Consider the following 306-nt stretch of genomic DNA (forward strand, 5'->3'; position numbering starts at 1 on the left):
GTCGTCATTTATGGCGGTCACTATAGGGGCTACCGGATCGGTAGTATCTACCGTAATTGGGAAATCGGCTGAGAGTGGACTGATATTACCAGCGGCATCTGTTGCCTGTGATGCAATCACATGACTGTCATCACTAAGCGTAATTCCGGAATGGTCATAGGACCAGTTTCCAGAACCATTAGCAGTAGTAGATCCAATACTAACACCATCTATAAATACTTCTACGGAAGCATTTGGTTCTGCTGTTCCAGTAAAGATCAATGTATTATCGTTTGTAATACCGTCATTTGTAATAGCTCCTGAATC

Annotated in this window: 1 protein-coding gene; it reads right to left on the reverse strand. The window is 42.8% G+C overall.

Annotated elements, in window-relative coordinates:
• Positions 1-306 (reverse strand): Ig-like domain-containing protein (locus MWU65_RS17675; RefSeq protein WP_247079986.1); only part of this gene is annotated, 306 nt, incomplete at both ends.

The sequence above is a fragment of the Cellulophaga sp. F20128 genome (assembly GCF_023015805.1).
Taxonomy (GTDB): Bacteria; Bacteroidota; Bacteroidia; order Flavobacteriales; family Flavobacteriaceae; genus Cellulophaga.